This window comes from Hydrogenophaga sp., assembly GCF_026125785.1.
GTDB lineage: Bacteria > Pseudomonadota > Gammaproteobacteria > Burkholderiales > Burkholderiaceae_C > Hydrogenophaga.
Genome location: NZ_JAHCKL010000023.1, coordinates 1 through 19,041 on the forward strand (window position 1 = coordinate 1; position 19,041 = coordinate 19,041).

The following is a 19,041-nucleotide window of genomic DNA, read 5'->3' on the forward strand; positions in this document are numbered from 1 at the left end:
CAAGGGCTGACGGCTCACTCCGGTGGCTGGCGCGTGGGAATGCGCGCCACCACCCACACGCCCACCAGCGCGGCGGCCATCAGGCCGGCCAGTGCCCAGGGGCGGTCGCGGAACCCCCAGGCCGAGAGGCCGACCATCACCAGCATGGAGACCTGCGCCACCCGCTTGGTGCGCCGGGTCAGGCTGCGGTGCGTTTCCCAGTCGCGCACCATCGGTCCCATCCAGCGATGACCGAGCAGCCAGCCATACAGGCGCGGTGAAGCCCTGGCATAGCAGGCGGCGGCCAGCAGCACGAAGGGCGTGGTGGGCAGGCCGGGGAGCACCACGCCGATGATGCCCAGCGCCAGCGAAAGGCTGCCTGCCAGCCACAGCAGCCAGCGCACCGTGCGTGACCGGTGCGGTGCCGCTGCGGGCGCGGAGGGGGCCTGGGTGGGGGCGGACATGTGGACAAGGCGAGGAAAGACCTTGCAAGCATAGTCGCAGCGCTTTGCAGGCTTTGCGCAAAGGTGCACCATAGGCCTGAAGCTCTGCAAGGAACCGCACCATGAAACGCGACGCCCTGAAATCGGCGGCCCGGGCGGCCATCGGTCCACAGCCCATCACGCTGGATGTGCTCCGCGAAAAGTACCTCAAGGCCGGCGAAACCAGCGAGGACGACATCCACCGCCGTGTGGCGCGGGCACTGGCTTCGGTCGAGGCCGAACCCGTGCGCGGCGAATGGGAGCAGCGCTTCCTGGACAACCTGCGTGCCGGCGCGATCGGTGCGGGGCGCATCATGAGTGCCGCGGGCACCACCCTGCAGGCGACCCTGATCAACTGCTTCGTGCAGCCGGTGGGCGACAGCATCCAGGGTACCGACGAAGGCGGCTACCCAGGCATCTATGAGGCCTTGCGCGAGGCCGCCGAAACCATGCGCCGGGGTGGGGGCGTTGGCTACGACTTCTCGCGCATCCGCCCACGCGGCGCGGAGGTCAAGGCCACCGCCTCGCTGGCGTCTGGCCCCTGCAGCTACATGAATGTGTTCGACCAGTCTTGTGCCACGGTGGAGAGCGCGGGGGCGCGGCGCGGTGCGCAGATGGCCGTGCTGCGCATCGACCACCCGGATGTGCTGGAGTTCATCACCGCCAAGCGCACGCCGGGGCGCTGGAACAACTTCAATGTTTCGGTGGGTGTGACGGACGCCTTCATGCAGGCCCTGGCCGACGAAGGGTCCTGGGAACTGGCGCACCGCGCGCGCCCCGGCCCGGTGCTGCTGGCCCAGGGCGCGCACCAGCGCGCCGATGGCCTGTGGGTCTACCGCAGCCTGCCCGCACGCGAGCTCTGGGACACGGTCATGCGCTCGACCTACGACTTCGCCGAACCCGGCATCCTGTTCCTGGACCACATCCAGCGCGACAACAACCTGCGCCACTGCGAGACCATCGAAGCGACGAACCCCTGTGGCGAGCAGCCCCTGCCACCCTATGGGTGCTGCGACCTCGGTCCGGTCATCCTCACCCGTTTCGTGCGCAACCCCTTCGGTTTCGGTGGTCTGCCTGCCTTTGATTTCGAAGCCTTCGAAACCGTGGTGGCCACGCAGGTCCGGGCGCTGGACAACGTGCTGGAGTTGACCTGGTGGCCGCTGCCGCAGCAGCGCGCCGAGTCGGCGGCCAAGCGGCGCATCGGCGTGGGCTTCACCGGCATGGGCAATGCACTGGCCATGCTGTGCCTGCGTTACGACCGCGCCGAGGGACGGGCCATGGCCGCGCGCATCGCCGAGCGCTTGCGCGATGCGGCCTACGGCGCATCGGTGGCGCTGGCAAAAGAGAAGGGTGCGTTCCCGCGCTTCGATGCCGACGGTTACCTGGCCGAAGGCACCTTCGCCAGCCGCCTGCCCGAAGCGCTGCGCGCGGCGATCCGGGCGCATGGCATCCGCAACAGCCACCTGCTCTCCATCGCGCCCACCGGCACCGTCAGCCTGGCCTTTGCCGACAACGCTTCCAACGGCATCGAGCCGCCGTTTGCCTGGACCTACCGGCGCAAGAAGCGCGAGTCCGACGGCAGCACCACCGACTACCTGGTGGAGGACCATGCCTGGCGGCTGTACCGCGAACTGGGCGGCGACGTTGAGAACCTGCCCGAGTACTTCGTGAACGCCCTGTCCATGCCGGCGTCCGACCACCTGGCGATGATGGAAGCGGTGCAGCCCTTCGTGGACACCGCCATCTCCAAGACCGTGAACATCCCGGCCGACTACCCTTATGACGACTTCAAGGGCCTGTACCAGCAGGCCTGGCGCGCGCAGCTCAAGGGGCTGGCCACCTACCGGCCCAATGAGATCCTGGGCTCGGTGCTGGACACCGGTGCCCCCGCCACGGAGATGGGCTCGCAGACCGACCCCATGCGCACCGTGATCGAGAGCCGCCCCATCGGCGCGCTGCCCTCGGTTGCCGACAAGATCGAGTACTGGACGCAGGAAGGCCACCAGACGCTGTACCTGGTGGTGTCCTTCCTGCCGGTGCCTTCGGCCGATGGCTCGGGCACGGTAGAGCGTGCCATCGAGTTCTTCATGCCGGTGGGCCAGAGTGGCGAGTCCCAGCAGTGGGTGACGGCCAGCATGCGGCTGCTGTCGCTGGCCGCGCGTGGGGGTTTCCTGGAGCGCGCCTTGCGCGACATGCGCAAGGTGGTCTGGGACCGCGGTCCGGTGCGCCTGGGCACGTACGAGAAGCCCGACGGCACGCGCGTGCCCATGTGGCACGACTCGGTGGTGGCGGCGATCGCCTACGCGGTGCAGACACTCATCGCCCGGCGCGCCGGCGGCCCGGTCATGGCCGCGCTTCCGGCTGCCGAGCCCGTGGCGGTGGCGACCACACCCGGTCTGATGCCGGGGCGCAAATGCAGCGAATGCGGCGCCCACGCCGTGATCCGCAGGGACGGGTGCGAACAATGCACGCAGTGCGGCCACCTGGGGGCATGCGGATGAGCACACCCGTGCGCATCGACCTGCCCGGCCACCGCGCGCCGGCGGTGGGCTTCGAGGCGCCGTTCGACATGCTGGACGCCTGCCACGAGCGCGTGCAACGCATGCTGCGGCTGTTGGCGCGGCTGCAGGAGCGTTTGCAAACCAGCGGCTGGGACCCGCACGTGGCCAGTGCCGCGCAGGACGTGATGCGCTACTTCGACGAAGCCGCGCCGCGGCACCACGAGGACGAGGAGCGGCACGTGTTTCCGCCGCTGCTGTCGGGAAAGGACGAGGCCTTGTGCGAGACCGTGCAGCGCCTGCGCCAGGACCACCGCGACATGGAAGCCGCCTGGTCGCAGGCGCGCGAGGTGCTGGCCGCCCTGCGGCAGGCGCCACCCGTTGGCTGGACAGGACTCGACCCGCTGGCGCAGGCCGCGCTCGATGGCTTTTCCAGCCTGTACGCGCGGCACCTGGAGGACGAGGATGGCCTGGTCTATCCCGCCGCGCAGGCCCTGTTGAATCCCCGGGATCTTCAGGCCATGAGCGCGGACATGATGCGCCGCCGAGGTCTCACGCCATCCTGAGGGCGGTAGCCTGGATCAGGCTTTGGGGCCGACGGTGAGCGCGACGTCGCCCACGCCTTCCACGCGACCCGTGATGCGGTCGCCTGGCTGCACCGCGCCCACACCTTCGGGCGTACCGGTGTAGATCAGATCGCCCGGCTGCAGATGGTAGAAGAGCGAGAGGTCGGCAATGATCTCGCGGATGTTCCAGATCAATTGGTCCACGTTGGACGCCTGCTTGACCTGGCCATTGACCGACAGCTCGATGGCGCCGCGTTCGATCACCTGGCCGGGCATGGGCACGACCTCGCTGCACACCGCACTGTGTTCCACGTCCTTGCCCAGGTCCCAAGGCCGGCCCTTGTCGCGGGCAGCCAATTGCAGGTCGCGCCGCGTCATGTCCAGGCCGCTGGCGTAGCCGTAGATGATGTCGTGGGCGTCCTCGGCCTTCACGCGGAAACCTGGCTTGCCGATGGCCATCACCAGCTCCATCTCGAAGTGGTAGTTGGCGGTTTCGCTCGGGTACGGTGTGGTCGCACCCGACAGGGTCAGCGTCTGCGGCGACTTGGTGAAATAGAACGGCCGCTCGGCCGACTTGTCCACGGGCTTGCCCATCTCCACCGCGTGCGCGTGGTAGTTGCGGCCAACGAAGAACAGGCGTTGGACTGGAAACTGCTCGGCCAGTCCGCGAATGGGCAGAGCGACAACGGGAGCGGGGGGAAACAGGTAGCGCTGGGTCATGGCATGTTGGGTTGGTTGTCGGGACGGACTTCGTAGACGCCAAGCTTGCGGTGCAGCGGCGACTCGTCGGCCAGAAAAAGGAAAGCGGGCTGGCTGGCCGAGGGGTTGCTCAGCGTGGTGGCGGTGTAGCCCGGGATGCAGCAGGTGTCGGCCTCGACCAGGTCGAAGCGCTGCGAACCGGCGGCGACGGTCGCGCCGCCTTCGATCACGTGGTACACCACGGCGGGTGAACGCGCCGGCAGTGTGAGCGTCTGGCCCGGGCGCAGCATCAGCGCGTGAAAGCCCAGGATGTTCTCCGCGTCCTCACCCGTCTCCGGGTTGGTGTAGGTCACTTGCACCGCGTCCACGTCAGGCCGGTCGGCCGCGATGGACAGCAATGCGGCCTTGGCGTCGGCCCAAGGGTAGCGCAGCATGGGGTAGCGCTTGCCGCTGCGGCCGAACACCGGCGTGGGCACCACGCCGCCGCGTGCATAGGCGCGCTCGCCACGGCCCGGCAGAACGTCCTGTCGCGTGCCGTTGAGGTGGTAGCTCACCTCCAGGTAGTAGGCCAGCGGCAGGTCCAGCACGTCCAGCCAGATCACCGGCTGGTCACCGTCGTGGCCATGCTCATGCCACAGGCCGGTGGGCGTGAGGATGAGGTCCCCGCGTTCCATGTGGCACTTCTCGCCGTCGACCGTGGTCCAGGCGCCTTCACCCTCCACCACCATGCGCACCGCATTGGGCGTGTGCCGGTGGCTGGGCGCCCATTCGCCCGGCAGGAGCAACTGCATGCCGAGGTACATCGCCGCGCTGGCCTGCATCTTGTCCAGCCCATGGCCCGGATTGGCCAGCACCAGCACGCGGCGCTCGGCCTTTTCGATGGGCGTGAGTTCGCCCGCCTTGAGCAGCAGGGGCTTGATGGTCTTGTAGGGCCAGTGGGTTGCCTTTGTCTGGCGCGAAGGAATCTGCGGCGGCAGCACGCCGCGCAGGCTCGGCCAGAGCGGCACCAGATTGAGCGCGCGCAGGTCCGCCACGTAGTCGGCGGGCAGGTCTTCGAGTCGTCCGAGGTCGTTCATGGGGAGTTGCGTTGAGGGTTGTACGCTCATGATGAGTGTACTCATTGTATGTGTGGTGCTAGGATTCCGGCAAGTCCTTCCGCCACCCTCCTCAGCCATCAGCGCATGCCTCCCGCCAAGAAGCGCGGCCAGCCGGTCGCCCGCCACATCGATGAACTGCCCGGCCACAACATCCGGCGTCTGCACCAGATCTCGGTGGGCATCTTCCTGCAGGAGCTGGGTGAACTGGGCATCACGCCGGTGCAGTACGCCGCCTTGCAGACCGTGGCCAACCACCCGGGCATCGACCAACGCACGCTGGCGCGTGCCATCGCGCTGGACACTTCCACCACCGGCGGCGTGGTGGACCGGCTGGAGTCCCGCGGTTGCCTGGAGCGCAGGACCTCGCCGGAAGACCGGCGCGCGCGGCAGCTCACGCTGACCGATGCCGGCATGCAACTGCTCGACGAGGCCGTGCCCGCCATGCTGCGCGCGCAGGAACTGATCCTGGGCCCGCTCTCGCCGCGCCAGCGCGCCGAGTTCCTCAAGCTGCTGCACTTGTTGGTGGACACCAACAACGCCCACAGCCGGGCGCCGAGCGAATCGATGAAGTGAGCCCGGCCGGCCGCCGGGTCTTGGCGCGCTGAGGAGCGCTCGATATGATCGGCGGCGCCCTACCGGAGGCCCGCCACCGTGTCGCCCACCCCACCCATGCCGAAGCTGACGCCCGAGTTCCTGGCGATGATCACGCGAGGGGTGTCCGTCATCGTCAGCGGCTGTGGCCCGGACCTGACCCCCAGCCTGATGCGCGGGGTAGGCAGTCTGATAGAGGGCCAGGGCGAACGCGTCACGGTGTTCCTCAACCGCACGCCATCGGCGCAATTGCTGCGCGACATTGCGGCCACCGGCCGCGTGGCCGTGGTCTTCAGCGAACCCAGTTCGCACCGCACGGTACAGCTCAAGGCGCGCAGCGGCGTGCGCATCCGCGAGGCGCGCGAGCATGACCTGCCGGCGCTGCAGCGCTACGCCGCTTCCATGGCGGTGGAGCTGTCCCGGGTCGGCCTGGGCCCCGAGTTTGCCGCGGCGATGCTGGCCTACCGGTTCGACGACCTGGTGGCGCTGAGCTTCTCGCCCGAGGAGGCCTATGACCAGACCCCTGGCCCGCGCGCCGGCCAGCCGATCACGAGGGCCCAGGCGTGAGCGCCGGCAACCTGGACGGCGCCGCCGAGGGCGTCGAACTGGCCGAGGTGCGGCCCTGCCTCGAAGGCGCGATCCCCGCGATCATGGCCACCTGCGCGGCCGATGGCACGCCCAATGTGGCCTACATCTCCCAGGTGTTCCACGTGGACGAGCGGCACGTGGCACTGTCTTTCCAGTTCTTCAACAGGACGCGGCAGAACCTGATGGCCCATCCGCGCTCCACGGTGCTGGTGCTGCACCCGGTGACGGCGCGTTTCTACCGCCTGCACCTGCGCTACCTGCGCACCGAAGAGTCCGGTCCGGTGTTCGAGAGCATGAAGGCGCAGCTTGCCAGCATCGCCTCGCACAGTGGCATGAGTGGGGTGTTCCGCCTGCTGGGCTCCGACATTCACGAGGTGCAGGCCATCGAGCGCCTCGATGGCGCGCCGCTGCCCGAGCCGCCGGCGCGCTGCAGCATGCTGGGCGCGTTGCGCCGAGGCAGCGGCCGCCTGGCCGCCTGCGACTCGCTGGACACGCTGCTGGACGCGACGATGACCACGCTGGGCCAGGACCTGGGCATCGAGCACGCCCTGCTGCTGATCCTGGATCCGGCCACCGAGCGCCTCTACACCGTGGCCAGCCTGGGCTATCCCTCGTCCGGCGTGGGCTCGGAGATCGCGCTGGGGGATGGCGTGATCGGCGTGGCGGCCCGCGAACGCACACCGGTGCGCATCATGCACATGACCAGCGCCTACCTGTACAGCCGCGCCATGCGCGACAGCCTGGCCGGCGCAGCCGCGATGCCTCAGGGAACCGACATTCCTTATCCCGGCCTGCGTGAGCCGCACAGCCAGATGGCCGTGCCGCTGCTCTCCGCGGGTCGCCTGCTGGGGGTGTTGTTCGTGGAAAGCCCGCAGGAACTGCGCTTCAGCTACGAAGACGAAGACCTGCTGGTCACGCTGGCTGGCCAGCTCGCCGCTGCCATCGACCTGATGCAGGAATGCGCCGAGCCGGCGCCGCCGCAAAGCCCGCAGCCAGGGGCCGCGCCAGCGCGGTCCCGCACCGGGCCGACCCTGCGCGTGCGCCGCTACCGCAGCAACGACAGCGTCTTCGTCAACGACGCCTACCTGATCAAGGGCGTGGCGGGGGCCATTCTGTGGAAGCTGCTGCAGGACCGCCAGCGCCATGGCCGCAGTGAGTTCACCAACCGCGAGTTGCGCCTGGACGCGGCGTTGAGGCTGCCGGATGTGGCGGACAACCTGGAGGCCCGGCTCCTGCTGCTGCAGCGCCGCCTGGAAGAGCAGTGCCCGCAATTGCGCATCCAGAAGACCGCGCGCGGGTGCTTTCGCTTCGAGGCCCTGGGCCCGGTCGTCCTCGAAGAGATGGCAGCCTGAAGCGCCCTGCGCGCTTCAGCCCGCAGTGGCCAGGCCGGGCACGGCCGCCATGCCCAGGTCGCCGGTGAGCTTGCCCCAGTCGCGGTCGTTCAGGTGCGGGCGCACCGTGTCCATCACGGCCTGGAAGGCTTCGGCCGGGGCACCCTGGCGCATGCCGCCCAGCACCGCGGCGCGCTGCGGCGCGTTGATGTTCGGGATCATCCAGCGCATCACCAGCATGTTCTCGGCCGGCGGTATCGAAGCCACCAGCGCGTTGTGCAGGGCGATGAGCTCCAGGTCGGTGTATGTGTCCCAGAGCGCCTGGTTGTGCACGGTCTCCTCGACGTGCATGTGCTGCAGGTTGTCGGCCACGAACAGCGCCAGCGCCAGGTACAGCGCCTGCAGGCCGGCCTCGCGCTCTGCCGCGTCGCAGACGAGCAGGCCCTGCGCGGCGTCGCGCAGATGGGCGATGTGGTGCAGGTGGCCCACGTGGTCGTCGGCCACGGGCCCGCTCACGCCAGGGCGGCGCGCCTCCAGCGCGGGGTGGATGAAACCGTTCTCGTGCGCCACATGGCTGGCGCAGAAATCCAGCAGCTCGGCCACCTGGGCCACCGTGTGCTGCAGTTCGGCGACATCGGCCGGATCGGCGCGACCGACCCGCACCAGGGTGTCGGCCATGTAGGCGCGCAAGGCCTTGTGGATCTCGGCGTAGAAATTGAAGCGGCCGTTGCCGGCACGCGCGGCGGCACTGACATGGGCCATTTCAAGGGCGTGGGATTGCATGGTGAAGTTTCCTTTTTCGCGGGATGGCGGTCCGCGGATTCCGCTGTTGGCGGCGAATGCCCCATGCACCGCGCGCCATGGAGAGCAGTCTAGGAATCGGCCGGGGGGTGCGCCGCTAAATAGCGCTTAAAGGAATCGTAAAAACTTCTTAAGCACGCGCTGCAGGGCGGCGAATCAGTCCAGTCCGCGCACCCGGCCGCGCAACTGCTTGACCTGGGCGCGCGAGGCTTTGCCTTGCAGCCGTCGCAGGCGCGAGGCCCGCGTGGGACGTGTCGGCTGGCGGCGGCGCGGTTCGCTGGCGACGCTGTCCACCAGGGCCTGCAGGCGCTGCAGCGCCTCGGCCTTGTTCTGCTCCAGGCTGCGGCTGGTCTGGGCTTTGATGACCACCACGCCCTCGGTCGTGATGCGCTGGTCGCTCAGGCTCAGCAGGCGCGCGCGCACCGCCTCGGGCAGCGAAGACCCGTGGATCGCAAAGCGCAGGTGGACCGCATTGGAGACCTTGTTCACGTTCTGCCCGCCCGCGCCCTGTGCGCGGATGGCGGTGAACTCGACCTCGGCGGGATCGATGTCGACGGACATGGCCGCAGTGTGCCACGCCCGTTCCCGAGGCTCCTCAGTAGCGCTCCTTGGTGCCGGTGAACATGGCCTTGATGAGCCGCGTGCGCTCGATGCGGCCCATGATCAGCGCCGCCGCCGCGTGCAGGCCCACCAGCGGCATCAGCCACTCGGCCAGGCCCTCGTGCAGGTCCTGCACCCACTCCATGCCCCAGAAAGCGTCCAGCGTCTGCATCCAGCCCGTCAGGCCGATCAGCAGCACGAAGACCATGAGCGTGAGCACCATCAGGCCGCCGAGCGGGTTGTGGCCCCAGTGGTGCTCGGGTTCGCCACGTGCCAGAGCACTCAGGTGCTGGCGCAACCGTGAGGGCGTGGGAAAAAAGTCGGCAAAGCGTGCGTGGCGCGGGCCGGTGAAGCCCCACACCGCGCGCACGCCGACCCACGCCACGGCCACGTAGCCCAGCCACTGGTGCAGCGTTTCGCCATCGTCCACGACGAACAGGTTGAGCAGCACGCAGGTCACCAGAGACCAGTGGAAGATGCGCACCAGCGGATCCCAGACCCGCCGCGACGACGTGACCGTGGTGTTCGTCACTTACTTCTGCTCCAGGGGCTTGCCACTGACGGGGTCGAAATAGATCTCGACCTTCTTGCCTGTCTTGTCGGTGCCGTAGATCTCGTAGCAATGGCCTTTGGTGACCTTGAAGGTCTTGATCTTGTAGCCCTGTGCCTCCAGGTCTTTCTTGAAGGTGGCTTCAGGCTGCCAGCTTTCCTTGGGCGCGGTGCAGGTGGGCGATGCCATCGCGGCACCAGCGGCGGCGAACAGGACAGCGGGCAGAACGATCGTCTTCAACATCTTTGAACTCCTTGTGGGTTGACCCGCCTGGGTGGGCGGGTGACGGCATTGAAGCGGCGCAACTTGAAGCCAACCTTAAGAAGGGTTGTGGGACGTGCAAGGAGCGGTAACAGGGCCGCGCTGGGATAATCCGCCCATGGCAAGCAAACAGCGTGTGGTGGTCGGGCTCAGCGGCGGTGTCGATTCCGCGGTGAGCGCGCACCTGCTCAAGCAGCAGGGCTTCGAGGTCATCGGTATCTTCATGAAGAACTGGGAAGACGACGACGACAGCGAATACTGCTCCAGCCGCCAGGACTGGCTGGACGCCGCCAGCGTGGCGGACGTGATCGGCATCGACATCGAACACGTCAGTTTCGCCGCCGAGTACAAGGACCGCGTATTCGCCGAGTTTCTGCGCGAGTACCAGGCTGGCCGGACGCCCAACCCGGACATCCTCTGCAACGCCGAGATCAAGTTCAAGGCCTTTCTCGACCACGCCATGCGCCTGGGCGCCGAGAAAATCGCCACCGGGCACTACGCGCGCGTGCGCGAACGCGATGGCCGCTTCGAGCTGCTCAAGGGCAAGGACCCGCTCAAGGACCAGAGTTATTTCCTGCACCGGCTGAACCAGGCCCAGTTGTCCCGGACCCTGTTTCCGGTGGGCGAACTGCCCAAGACCGAGGTGCGCCGCATCGCAGCGGAGATCGGCCTGCCCAATGCGAAGAAGAAGGACTCCACCGGCATCTGCTTCATCGGCGAACGGCCGTTCCGCGAGTTCCTCAACCGCTACATCGCCCGCGAGCCTGGCCCGATCAGGGACGAGCGTGGCCGCGTGCTGGGTCAGCATGTGGGCCTGAGCTTCTACACCCTCGGGCAGCGCCAGGGGCTGGGCATCGGTGGCGTGCGCGAAAAGGGCGCGCCGCGCGGTGGTGGCGAGCACGCGCCCTGGTTCGTGGCGCGCAAGGACGTGGACAGCAACACGCTGTGGGTGGTCCAGGGGCACGACCATCCCTGGCTGCTCACCCCCCATTTGCGTGCGCAGGATGCGAGTTGGGTGGCCGGGCAGGCTCCGCAGGCCGGTGCGCTGGCGGCCAAGACCCGCTACCGCCAGGCCGACGCGCCCTGCCGGTTCGAGCCCGAGGGCGGCGCCGGCTTCGCGCTGCACTTTGCCGAACCGCAATGGGCGGTGACGCCAGGCCAGAGCGCGGTGCTGTACGACGGCGAGGTCTGCCTGGGCGGCGGCGTCATCGCCACCAGCGCCTCATCGACCGCCGAGCCGGCCGGTCGCCAGGCTGTACCGGCCTGAGCGGCGGCCGCCGCCGCCGTTCAGTGCGGTTCGCCGGTGCCCAGGCGGGCGTGGATGCGCCGGGTGGCCCGCCAGACGACCCAGATCACCAGTGGGATCAATGCGCCGGCGGCGATTTCCGGGTGCACCGGCAGGCCTGCGGCCTTGGCCCCTTTGGCCAGGTAGAGCAGCAGGCTGATCACGTAGTAGGAAATGGCCGCGATGGACAGGCCCTCCACCGTGGTCTGCAGTTGCAACTGCAGTTGCTGGCCGCGCGTGAGTTTCTCCAGCAACTGCTGGTTCTGTGCTTCGGTGACGATGTCCACGCGGGTGCGCAGCAGCGCGCTGGTGCGCGCGATGCGTTCGGACAGCGAGGTCAGCCGCTGCGCGCTGGCGGCCACCGTGGCCATCGCCGGTGACAGCCGGCGCTGCATGAATTCGCCGATGGTCTGCGTGCCGGGGATCGGCTTCTCGCGCAGCTCGGCGATGCGCTGACTCACCAGCGCGTCATAGGCCCGTGTGGCGCCGAAGCGGTAGTTGTGCTCGGCGGTGGCGCGCTCCACGCTGGCGGCCAGCGACACCAGCTGGTCCAGCAGCTCCTGTTCGGAGGCGGACTTGGCTTCCAGCTGCGCCGTGATGCCGGCCAGCCGTGCCTCGGCCTGGGCCAGGGTGGGGGACAGCGCCTTGGCCACGGGCAGGCCGCGCAGCGCCATGAGGCGGTAGGTTTCCAGTTCCAGCAGGCGTTGCGAGATGCGGCCCGCGCGGGTGTCGGAGGTGCCCGGGGGCGCGATCACCAGCATGCGCTCGAAGCCCGAAGGCTCGATATGGAAATCCGTCAGGGCCCACGAGTGGCCGCCGCCCAGTTGGGAGGCCACCAGCGTGCGGCCACCGAACCACTGCTGCGCGGGCGCCATGAGGGCGGCCTGCGCTTGCGGTGTCGGCTCCGGCAGCTCGGCATGGAGCATGACCAGCTGGATCGCGGCGACGGTGCGGCCGGGGATGTCGCGCAGCCAGCCCGCCGGCGTGACTGTGTGGGCCAGCAGGTCCGGTTCGCTCTCGCCGAGGCCGGACTGGGGAGGCAAGGGCTGCACGATGGAGTAGCGGGTGAACTCGGTGTGCCGCTCCCACTTGAGGGTGTGCTCGGCGAAGCGCAGGCGCAGGAAGTTGCCGCGCATCTGCGCTGGCGAAAGATCCTGCTGGCCCGGCAGGCGGCGCAGGTGTTCGCACTCCTGTTCGCGGCTCACACCTTCGTTGAGCACCGCCACGAACACCACCAGCGCGGGCAGGCGGATGCGCGCCGAGGGTCGCGCATGCACCTCGTTGTGCAGCTCCTCGCGAAGAACGTCATCGGGCGGCAGCAGGCGCCCGGCGGACTCGGTGGCGGTGTTCATGGTGCGGGTGGCGGGCCTTGCAGCACGGAGGGATCGGTCTGAATCAGGTCGAGTGGGTAGCGCTGGCCGCGCAGGTGGTCCTCGATGCAGCGCAGTACCAGGGGACTGCGGTGGCGGTCCACGCTGGCGCGGACCTCCTCGGGCGAGAGCCACAGCGTGCGCACGATGCCCGTGTCCAGCGTGCGGTCGGCGATGGCCTCGCCGAGATCGCCGCAGAAGGCGAACCGCAGGTAGGTGATGTCCTCGGCCGGCCGGCCCTCGCGCGCCGGCCGCTCGAAGCGGGAGAGGTAGATGCCCACCAGGCCGGTGGGCGTGAACAGGTGGGTGGTTTCTTCCAGCGTTTCGCGTGCCACACCGTCGGCCGGGCTCTCGCCGGGGTCCAGGTGGCCGGCCGGGTTGTTCAGGCGCAGTCCCTCGGGTGTGTGCTCCTCCACCAGCAGGTAGCGGCCTTCACGCTCGACCACCGCGGCGACCGTGACGCTGGGTTTCCATCGGATGTTCATGAAACCATTATCCGTGCCGCCCGGCGGCCCCATGGGCCAAGGGGCGTGTTTCAGGTAAGCTCGCCCCCGACTTGCATTCAACCCCGTGAGTGAGGAGACCTTCATGCTGATAGGCGTACCCGCTGAAACCACAGTGGGCGAGACCCGGGTGGCGGTGACCCCCGAGACGGCCAAGAAATACGTGGCGCAAGGCCACACGGTGCGGGTGCAGAGTGGCGCCGGCGTGGCCGCCAGTGCGCCCGATGCGGCCTATGTGGCCGTGGGTGCAGAGATCACAGATGCGGCCGGTGCCCTGGGTTGCGACCTGGTGCTCAAAGTACGCACGCCCTTCGACAACGAACTGGCCCTCATGAAGCCAGGCGCCACGCTGGTGGGCATGCTCAACCCCTTTGACGCCGCGGGCCTGCAGCGCCTGGCCACGGCCGGCCTGACCGCCTTTGCGCTCGAGGCCGCGCCGCGCACCACGCGCGCTCAAAGCATGGACGTGCTCTCCAGCCAAGCCAACATCGCGGGCTACAAGGCGGTGATGATCGCCGCCGACCGTTACCAGCGCTTCTTTCCCATGCTCATGACGGCGGCCGGTACGGTCAAGGCCGCCAGGGTGGTGATTCTGGGCGTGGGCGTGGCGGGCCTGCAGGCCATCGCCACGGCCAAGCGCCTGGGCGCCGTGATCGAAGCCTCCGACGTGCGTCCCAGCGTGAAGGAGCAGGTGGAGTCGTTGGGGGCCAAGTTCATCGACGTGCCCTACGAGACCGCCGAGGAGAAAGAAGCTGCCGAAGGTGTGGGCGGGTATGCGCGGCCCATGCCGCCCTCCTGGCTGGAGCGCCAGAAGGCCGAGGTGGCCAAGCGCGTGGCAATGGCCGACGTGGTGATCTCCACCGCGCTGATCCCGGGCCGCGCGGCGCCGGTGCTGGTGACGGAAGAGATGGTCAGGTCCATGAAGCCCGGCAGTGTGATCGTGGACATCGCCGCGGGCAAAGGCCCCGACGGCGTGGGCGGCAACTGCCCGCTCACCGAGGCCGACAAGACCGTGGTGAAGCATGGCGTGACCATCGTGGGCGAGACCAACCTGCCGGCGCTGGTGGGTGCCGATGCCTCCGCGCTGTATGCGCGCAACGTGCTTGATTTCCTCAAGCTGGTGTGTCCCAAGGACGCCACCACGGTGCAGGTACCCATGGACGACGACATCGTCGCTGCCTGCCTGATGACGCAAGCCGGCGAGGTCAAGCGCGCATGAGCCACCGAGTGATGCTGCGCGCGAAGCTGCACCGCGCGACCGTGACCGAAGCCGACCTCCACTACGAGGGCTCCTGCGGCATCGACGAAGACCTGCTGGACGCCGCCGACATGCGCGAGTTCGAGAAGATCGAGCTCTACAACGTCAACAACGGTGAACGCTTCTCCACCTACATCATCAAGGCCCCTCGCGGCTCAGGCGCCATCTCGCTCAACGGCGCTGCGGCCCGCAAGGCCCATGTGGGTGACCTCCTCATCATCTGCACCTACGCTGGGATGAGCGAAGAGGTGGCCGCCGCGTGGAAGCCGCGTGTCGTGCTGCTGGGCGAGCGCAACCGGATCAACGAGATCAAGACCATCTGAAGCGAGGACTGCCATGGAAGCCGTATCCCCGACCATCCTGAACCTGATCATCTTCGTGCTGGCGATCTACGTCGGCTACCACGTGGTCTGGAACGTCACGCCCGCGCTGCACACGCCTTTGATGGCCGTGACCAACGCGATCTCGGCCATCGTCATCGTCGGCGCCATGCTCGCGGCGGCGCTCACGGAGACGAACCTGGGCAAGGCCATGGGCGTGATCGCCGTGGCGCTGGCCGCGGTCAATGTCTTCGGCGGCTTCCTGGTGACGCGGCGCATGCTGGAGATGTTCAAGAAGAAGGAACGCAAGCCCGCGGCCAAGGGAGAGCAGGCATGAGCATGAACCTCGTCACGCTGCTCTACCTGGTGGCCAGCGTGTGCTTCATCCAGGCCCTCAAAGGCCTGTCGCACCCCACCACGTCCATCCGTGGCAATGCCTTCGGCATGACGGGCATGGCCATCGCCGTGCTGACCACGGCCGCGCTCATCGTTGAGCTTTCCGGCGGGCAGGCCGTCGGCCTGGGCTACGTGCTGGCCGGGCTGGTGGTGGGCGGTGGCGCAGGCGCCATCATGGCCAAACGGGTCGAGATGACCAAGATGCCCGAGCTGGTGGCGTTCATGCACAGCATGATCGGCCTGGCCGCGGTCTGCATCGCCGTTGCGGTGGTGGCCGAGCCCTGGGCTTTCGCCATCGTGGCCAAGGGCGAACCCATCCCAGGCGGCAACCGCATCGAACTCGCGCTGGGCGCCTTCATCGGCGCGGTCACCTTCAGCGGCTCGGTCATCGCCTTTGGCAAGCTTTCGGGCAAGTACAAGTTCCGCCTGTTCCAGGGCGCACCCGTGACCTTCACCGGCCAGCACAAGCTCAACCTGCTGCTGGGCCTGGCCACCGCCTTCTTCATCTTCGGCTTCTGGCACTCGCAGAGCTGGATCGACATCGTGCTGGTGATCGCGCTGGGCTTCCTGCTGGGCGTGCTGATCATCATCCCGATTGGTGGTGCCGACATGCCGGTGGTGGTGTCCATGCTCAACAGCTACTCGGGCTGGGCGGCGGCGGGCATCGGTTTCAGCCTGAACAACAGCATGCTGATCATCGCGGGTTCGCTGGTGGGCTCGTCGGGCGCGATCCTGTCCTACATCATGTGCAAGGCGATGAACCGCTCGTTCATCAGCGTGATCCTGGGGGGCTTCGGCGGCGAGGCCGGCGCGGCCGCCGCCGGGGCGGCGGTGCAGCGCAGTGTCAAGAGTGGCAGCGCCGACGACGCGGCTTTCGTGCTGGGCAACGCAGAGACCGTGGTGATCGTCCCCGGCTATGGCCTGGCGGTGGCGCGCGCGCAGCATGCGGTGAAGGAGCTGGCGCACAAGCTCACCGAGAAGGGCGTGACCGTGAAATACGCGATCCACCCCGTGGCCGGACGCATGCCGGGTCACATGAACGTGCTGCTGGCCGAGGCCGAGGTGCCTTACGACCAGGTCTTCGAGATGGAAGACATCAACGGCGAGTTCGGCCAGGCCGATGTCGCCATCATCCTGGGTGCCAACGACGTGGTGAATCCGGCCGCGCTGCAGAAAGGCAGCCCTATCTACGGCATGCCCATCCTGGAGGCCTACAAGGCCAAGACGGTGATCGTGAACAAGCGTTCCATGGCGGCGGGTTACGCCGGACTGGACAATGAGCTGTTTTACATGGACAAGACCATGATGGTCTTCGGCGACGCCAAGAAGGTCGTCGAGGACATGACCAAAGCCGTGGAGTAAGTCCGCGGCCGCGATGACGCTGACCCAGAAAAGGAGACATGGAATGACCGAAGCAACGGCACAGCGCCCCTGGTTGAGTGCCTACCCCGAAGGCGTGCCCGCCGACATCGACGTCACCCAGTACGACTCCCTCGTGCACCTGATGGAAGAGAGCTTCCGCAAGCACGCCGGCCGTACGGCCTACAGCTTCATGGGCAAGGACGTCAGTTTTGCGCAGACCGACAGCCAGTCGCAGGCGTTCGCCGCCTACCTGCAGGGCAAGGGTCTGGTCAAGGGCGACCGCGTGGCCATCATGATGCCCAATGTGCCGCAGTACCCCGTGGCGGTGGCGGGCATCCTGCGCGCCGGGCTGGTGGTGGTCAACGTCAATCCGCTCTACACGGCGCGCGAGCTCGAGCACCAGCTCAAGGACTCGGGTGCCAAGGCGATCGTGATCATCGAGAATTTCGCGCACACGCTGGAGCAGTGCATCGCCAGTACCCCGGTCAAGCACGTGGTGCTGGCCGCCATGGGTGACCAGTTGGGGCTGCTCAAGGGCGCCATCGTGAACTACGTGGTGCGCAACGTAAAGAAGATGGTGCCTGCCTACAACCTGCCGCAGGCCGTGCGTTTCAACGACGCCGTCGCCAAGGGTTCGCGTGGCAGCTTCAAGCGGCCCGAGATCAAGCCCGACGACATGGCCGTGCTGCAGTACACGGGTGGCACCACCGGCGTCTCCAAGGGCGCGGTGCTCCAGCACCGCAACGTGATCGCCAACGTGCTGCAATCCGAGGCTTGGAACGACCCGGTGATGAAGAAGGTGCCCGCGAGCGAGCAGCCCACCAGCGTCTGTGCCCTCCCGCTGTACCACATCTTCGCTTTCACGGTGAACATGATGCTGAGCCTGCGCACCGGCGGCAAAACCATCCTCATCCCCAATCCGCGCGACCTGCCGGCGGTGCTCAAGGAACTCAGCAAACACACCTTCCACAGCTTCCCGGCGGTCAATACCCTGTTCAACGGCCTGGCCAACCACCCCGACTTCGGTACCGTCAACTGGCGCAACCTCAAGGTGTCCGTGGGTGGCGGCATGGCGGTGCAGAGTGCGGTGGCCAAGCTTTGGCTGGAGAAGACCGGCTGCCCCATCTGCGAGGGGTATGGCCTGTCCGAGACCAGCCCTTCCGCCAGCTGCAACCCCACCACCAGCACCGAGTACAGCGGCACCATCGGCGTGCCGCTGCCGAACACCTACATGAAGTGCCTCGACGACGATGGCGTCGAGGTGCCGCAGGGCCAGCCCGGCGAGATCGCGATCAAGGGCCCGCAGGTCATGGCGGGCTATTGGCAGCGCCCCGATGAAACCGCCAAGGTCATGACGGCCGATGGCTACTTCAAGACCGGCGACGTCGGCGTCATGGACGCGCGCGGCTACTTCCGCATCGTCGATCGCAAGAAGGACATGGTGCTGGTCAGCGGCTTCAACGTCTACCCCAACGAGGTGGAGGACGTGGTGGCCCAGCTCGATGGTGTGCTGGAGTGTGCGGTGGTCGGCGTGCCGGATGAAAAGTCCGGCGAGGCCGTCAAGCTGGTGATCGTGAAGAAGGACCCGGCGCTGACCGAGGCCCAGGTGCGCGACTACTGCAAGAGCAACCTCACCGGCTACAAGCAGCCCAAACTGGTGGAGTTCCGCACCGAACTGCCCAAGACACCGGTGGGCAAGATCCTTCGCCGCGAATTGCGCGACAAGAAATAGTGGCCGCTCCCATCGCCCTCGTCAGCGCGCTGCACGAAGAACTGGCCGCCGTGCTCGGGCTGATGCCCGACGAGCAGCAGCAGGTCGTGGGAGGGCGCACCTTCTGGCGTGGTCACCTGCATGGACAGGACGTGGTGGCCGTGCTTTCGGGCATTGGCAAAGTGGCCGCGGCCACCACCGCCGCCGTGCTCATGGAGCGTTTCGGCGTCCGCGGCATCGTCTTCACCGGCGTGGCCGGTGGCCTGGCACCGGGCGTGCGCGTGGGTGATGTGGTGGTGGCACGGCAGTTCCTGCAGCACGACATGGACGCCTCGCCCATCTTTCCGCGCCATGAGGTGCCGGGCTACGGTCGCGCGGTGTTCGACGCCGATCCCGCGCTCAGCGATGCGCTGGCGCAGGCCGCCAGCCGCACGCTGGCCCATCTGCCCGCCCAACTGGGCGAAGAGGTGGTGCGTGAGTTCGGCCTGCAGGCACCGCGTTTGCACCAGGGGTTGCTGCTCAGTGGCGACCGCTTCGTCTCCACCTCCGCGGAGAGCCACACCCTGCGTCAGGTCCTGCCCGAGGCCCTGGCGGTGGAGATGGAAGGCGCAGCCTTCGCGCAGGTCTGCCACGATTACGGTGTACCGCTGGCCGTGGTGCGCACCATCTCGGACCGTGCCGACGATGCGGCGCACGTGGACTTTCCGCGTTTTCTGCGCGAGGTGGCCAGCCGCTACAGCGGCGCCATCGTGGAGACCCTGCTGGGATAGGGATCACACCGCGGATCCGGCCT

Annotated in this window: 21 protein-coding genes; 12 read left to right on the top strand and 9 right to left on the bottom strand. The window is 67.8% G+C overall.

Annotated features, from left to right (window positions below):
- Positions 1-14: 14 nt before the first annotated feature.
- On the bottom strand, positions 15-443 hold the full coding sequence (locus KIT53_RS17035; RefSeq protein WP_297755047.1) for a YbaN family protein: 429 nt from the start codon (positions 441-443) through the stop codon (positions 15-17).
- Positions 444-544: 101 nt separating this feature from the next.
- Between KIT53_RS17035 and KIT53_RS17040 the strand changes: the two genes are divergently transcribed.
- Positions 545-2,962: an adenosylcobalamin-dependent ribonucleoside-diphosphate reductase gene (locus KIT53_RS17040; protein WP_297755050.1), complete on the top strand. Its 2,418-nt coding sequence runs from the start codon at positions 545-547 to the stop codon at positions 2,960-2,962.
- Positions 2,959-3,525, top strand: coding sequence for a hemerythrin domain-containing protein (locus tag KIT53_RS17045; RefSeq protein WP_297755053.1), 567 nt, complete (start codon positions 2,959-2,961; stop codon positions 3,523-3,525). Before KIT53_RS17040 ends, KIT53_RS17045 begins: the two co-directional genes overlap by 4 nt.
- A 15-nt stretch (positions 3,526-3,540) precedes the next feature.
- Here the strand turns inward: KIT53_RS17045 and KIT53_RS17050 are convergent, their stop codons facing one another.
- Both KIT53_RS17050 and KIT53_RS17055 read right to left on the bottom strand, forming a co-directional pair.
- Complete coding sequence (locus KIT53_RS17050) at positions 3,541-4,245, bottom strand: fumarylacetoacetate hydrolase family protein (RefSeq protein WP_297755055.1); 705 nt, start codon at positions 4,243-4,245, stop codon at positions 3,541-3,543.
- Positions 4,242-5,300, bottom strand: coding sequence for a cupin domain-containing protein (locus KIT53_RS17055; RefSeq protein ID WP_297755228.1), 1,059 nt, complete (start codon positions 5,298-5,300; stop codon positions 4,242-4,244). Before KIT53_RS17055 ends, KIT53_RS17050 begins: the two co-directional genes overlap by 4 nt.
- A gap of 105 nt (positions 5,301-5,405) precedes the next feature.
- Between KIT53_RS17055 and KIT53_RS17060 the strand changes: the two genes are divergently transcribed.
- The 3 genes from KIT53_RS17060 (at position 5,406) to KIT53_RS17070 (ending at position 7,852) form a co-directional block, all read left to right on the top strand.
- Positions 5,406-5,894 (top strand): MarR family transcriptional regulator, encoded by a 489-nt coding sequence (locus KIT53_RS17060; RefSeq protein WP_297755058.1) that lies wholly within the window; start codon positions 5,406-5,408, stop codon positions 5,892-5,894.
- Positions 5,895-5,990: 96 nt separating this feature from the next.
- On the top strand, positions 5,991-6,479 hold the full coding sequence (locus KIT53_RS17065) for a pyridoxamine 5'-phosphate oxidase family protein (protein WP_297755061.1): 489 nt from the start codon (positions 5,991-5,993) through the stop codon (positions 6,477-6,479).
- Positions 6,476-7,852, top strand: a complete 1,377-nt coding sequence (locus KIT53_RS17070) for a GAF domain-containing protein (protein ID WP_297755064.1) — start codon at positions 6,476-6,478, stop codon at positions 7,850-7,852. The genes KIT53_RS17065 and KIT53_RS17070 overlap by 4 nt, the downstream gene beginning before the upstream one ends.
- 15 nt (positions 7,853-7,867) lie before the next feature.
- Here KIT53_RS17070 and KIT53_RS17075 read toward each other — a convergent pair whose 3' ends face one another.
- The 4 genes from KIT53_RS17075 to KIT53_RS17090 form a co-directional block, all read right to left on the bottom strand.
- Positions 7,868-8,614 (bottom strand): hemerythrin domain-containing protein, encoded by a 747-nt coding sequence (locus KIT53_RS17075; RefSeq protein ID WP_297755066.1) that lies wholly within the window; start codon positions 8,612-8,614, stop codon positions 7,868-7,870.
- A 174-nt stretch (positions 8,615-8,788) separates the two neighbouring features.
- Positions 8,789-9,193, bottom strand: coding sequence for an alternative ribosome rescue aminoacyl-tRNA hydrolase ArfB (arfB, locus tag KIT53_RS17080; protein ID WP_297755069.1), 405 nt, complete (start codon positions 9,191-9,193; stop codon positions 8,789-8,791).
- Positions 9,194-9,227: 34 nt separating this feature from the next.
- The gene (locus tag KIT53_RS17085) at positions 9,228-9,764 is read right to left on the bottom strand and encodes a cytochrome b/b6 domain-containing protein (protein WP_297755072.1); all 537 of its coding nucleotides are present in this window, start codon (positions 9,762-9,764) and stop codon (positions 9,228-9,230) included.
- Positions 9,765-10,025 carry a PepSY domain-containing protein gene (locus tag KIT53_RS17090; RefSeq protein ID WP_297755075.1) on the bottom strand — a complete coding sequence of 87 codons (261 nt, stop codon included), beginning with the start codon at positions 10,023-10,025 and terminating at the stop codon, positions 9,765-9,767.
- Positions 10,026-10,161: 136 nt separating this feature from the next.
- Here KIT53_RS17090 and mnmA point away from each other — a divergent pair, with 136 nt between their 5' ends.
- Entirely contained in the window at positions 10,162-11,310 is a 1,149-nt protein-coding gene (gene mnmA / locus KIT53_RS17095) for a tRNA 2-thiouridine(34) synthase MnmA (protein ID WP_297755078.1), read from the top strand.
- A gap of 20 nt (positions 11,311-11,330) precedes the next feature.
- Here the strand turns inward: mnmA and KIT53_RS17100 are convergent, their stop codons facing one another.
- Positions 11,331-12,680, bottom strand: a complete 1,350-nt coding sequence (locus tag KIT53_RS17100; RefSeq protein ID WP_297755080.1) for a DUF3422 domain-containing protein — start codon at positions 12,678-12,680, stop codon at positions 11,331-11,333.
- The gene (locus KIT53_RS17105) at positions 12,677-13,183 is read right to left on the bottom strand and encodes an NUDIX hydrolase (protein ID WP_297755082.1); all 507 of its coding nucleotides are present in this window, start codon (positions 13,181-13,183) and stop codon (positions 12,677-12,679) included. Before KIT53_RS17105 ends, KIT53_RS17100 begins: the two co-directional genes overlap by 4 nt.
- 103 nt (positions 13,184-13,286) lie before the next feature.
- Here KIT53_RS17105 and KIT53_RS17110 point away from each other — a divergent pair, with 103 nt between their 5' ends.
- Genes KIT53_RS17110 through KIT53_RS17135 form a run of 6 tightly spaced genes read left to right on the top strand, consistent with a single transcriptional unit; the run spans position 13,287 to position 19,018 of the window.
- Positions 13,287-14,420: a Re/Si-specific NAD(P)(+) transhydrogenase subunit alpha gene (locus KIT53_RS17110; RefSeq protein WP_297755087.1), complete on the top strand. Its 1,134-nt coding sequence runs from the start codon at positions 13,287-13,289 to the stop codon at positions 14,418-14,420.
- A complete protein-coding gene (gene panD, locus KIT53_RS17115) occupies positions 14,417-14,782 on the top strand; it encodes an aspartate 1-decarboxylase (RefSeq protein WP_297755090.1) in 366 nt (121 codons plus the stop codon). The genes KIT53_RS17110 and panD overlap by 4 nt, the downstream gene beginning before the upstream one ends.
- A 13-nt stretch (positions 14,783-14,795) precedes the next feature.
- Positions 14,796-15,116: an NAD(P) transhydrogenase subunit alpha gene (locus KIT53_RS17120; protein WP_297755093.1), complete on the top strand. Its 321-nt coding sequence runs from the start codon at positions 14,796-14,798 to the stop codon at positions 15,114-15,116.
- Positions 15,113-16,537, top strand: a complete 1,425-nt coding sequence (locus tag KIT53_RS17125) for an NAD(P)(+) transhydrogenase (Re/Si-specific) subunit beta (protein WP_297755096.1) — start codon at positions 15,113-15,115, stop codon at positions 16,535-16,537. The genes KIT53_RS17120 and KIT53_RS17125 overlap by 4 nt, the downstream gene beginning before the upstream one ends.
- A gap of 43 nt (positions 16,538-16,580) precedes the next feature.
- Positions 16,581-18,269: a long-chain-fatty-acid--CoA ligase gene (locus tag KIT53_RS17130; protein WP_297755099.1), complete on the top strand. Its 1,689-nt coding sequence runs from the start codon at positions 16,581-16,583 to the stop codon at positions 18,267-18,269.
- Complete coding sequence (locus KIT53_RS17135) at positions 18,269-19,018, top strand: 5'-methylthioadenosine/adenosylhomocysteine nucleosidase (RefSeq protein ID WP_297755102.1); 750 nt, start codon at positions 18,269-18,271, stop codon at positions 19,016-19,018. The genes KIT53_RS17130 and KIT53_RS17135 overlap by 1 nt, the downstream gene beginning before the upstream one ends.
- The last annotated feature ends 23 nt before the right edge of the window (positions 19,019-19,041 follow it).

Bases quoted from the DNA above. Each gene is read 5' to 3' on its own strand.
- KIT53_RS17035 (WP_297755047.1), bottom strand. From the start codon at position 443: ATGTCCGCCCCCACCCAGGCCCCCTCCGCGCCCGCAGCGGCACCGCAC.
- KIT53_RS17040 (WP_297755050.1), top strand. From the start codon at position 545: ATGAAACGCGACGCCCTGAAATCGGCGGCCCGGGCGGCCATCGGTCCA.
- KIT53_RS17045 (WP_297755053.1), top strand. From the start codon at position 2,959: ATGAGCACACCCGTGCGCATCGACCTGCCCGGCCACCGCGCGCCGGCG.
- KIT53_RS17050 (WP_297755055.1), bottom strand. From the start codon at position 4,245: ATGACCCAGCGCTACCTGTTTCCCCCCGCTCCCGTTGTCGCTCTGCCC.
- KIT53_RS17055 (WP_297755228.1), bottom strand. From the start codon at position 5,300: ATGAACGACCTCGGACGACTCGAAGACCTGCCCGCCGACTACGTGGCG.
- KIT53_RS17060 (WP_297755058.1), top strand. From the start codon at position 5,406: ATGCCTCCCGCCAAGAAGCGCGGCCAGCCGGTCGCCCGCCACATCGAT.
- KIT53_RS17065 (WP_297755061.1), top strand. From the start codon at position 5,991: ATGCCGAAGCTGACGCCCGAGTTCCTGGCGATGATCACGCGAGGGGTG.
- KIT53_RS17075 (WP_297755066.1), bottom strand. From the start codon at position 8,614: ATGCAATCCCACGCCCTTGAAATGGCCCATGTCAGTGCCGCCGCGCGT.
- arfB (WP_297755069.1), bottom strand. From the start codon at position 9,193: ATGTCCGTCGACATCGATCCCGCCGAGGTCGAGTTCACCGCCATCCGC.
- KIT53_RS17090 (WP_297755075.1), bottom strand. From the start codon at position 10,025: ATGTTGAAGACGATCGTTCTGCCCGCTGTCCTGTTCGCCGCCGCTGGT.
- mnmA (WP_297755078.1), top strand. From the start codon at position 10,162: ATGGCAAGCAAACAGCGTGTGGTGGTCGGGCTCAGCGGCGGTGTCGAT.
- KIT53_RS17100 (WP_297755080.1), bottom strand. From the start codon at position 12,680: ATGAACACCGCCACCGAGTCCGCCGGGCGCCTGCTGCCGCCCGATGAC.
- KIT53_RS17105 (WP_297755082.1), bottom strand. From the start codon at position 13,183: ATGAACATCCGATGGAAACCCAGCGTCACGGTCGCCGCGGTGGTCGAG.
- KIT53_RS17110 (WP_297755087.1), top strand. From the start codon at position 13,287: ATGCTGATAGGCGTACCCGCTGAAACCACAGTGGGCGAGACCCGGGTG.
- panD (WP_297755090.1), top strand. From the start codon at position 14,417: ATGAGCCACCGAGTGATGCTGCGCGCGAAGCTGCACCGCGCGACCGTG.
- KIT53_RS17120 (WP_297755093.1), top strand. From the start codon at position 14,796: ATGGAAGCCGTATCCCCGACCATCCTGAACCTGATCATCTTCGTGCTG.
- KIT53_RS17125 (WP_297755096.1), top strand. From the start codon at position 15,113: ATGAGCATGAACCTCGTCACGCTGCTCTACCTGGTGGCCAGCGTGTGC.
- KIT53_RS17130 (WP_297755099.1), top strand. From the start codon at position 16,581: ATGACCGAAGCAACGGCACAGCGCCCCTGGTTGAGTGCCTACCCCGAA.